This is a genomic window from Penaeicola halotolerans, assembly GCF_016464625.1.
GTDB classification, from domain to species: Bacteria; Bacteroidota; Bacteroidia; order Cytophagales; family Cyclobacteriaceae; genus Penaeicola; species Penaeicola halotolerans.
The window spans coordinates 1-230 of record NZ_JAEAGO010000257.1 but is presented as its reverse complement, the minus strand read 5'-3'; the positions used below and the strand labels follow the sequence as shown (position 1 = coordinate 230).

Here is a 230-nt window from a genome sequence, read left to right as displayed (position 1 = left end):
AGCGAGATCGGGGCTACTGTCAAGGCACTAGCAGATGAGCTAGGGATCGAGTAAGTGTTCAAAGCTTCTTTTGACAAGGCGAATCGTACTTCAGCGGGGTCTTTTAGAAGTATCGGGATGGATAAGTCGCTCGAAGTCTTGCAGCGTGTAGGTCGTGAACTCTCTGTACCATTGGTAAGGGATGTGCATGAGAGCTATCAAGTCAAAGATGTAGCAGAGGTGGTCGATGT

General features: G+C 48.7%; 1 pseudogene. It reads left to right on the top strand.

Annotated elements, in window-relative coordinates:
* Positions 1-230, top strand: a pseudogene (locus I5349_RS14200) (3-deoxy-8-phosphooctulonate synthase); the annotation flags it as partial.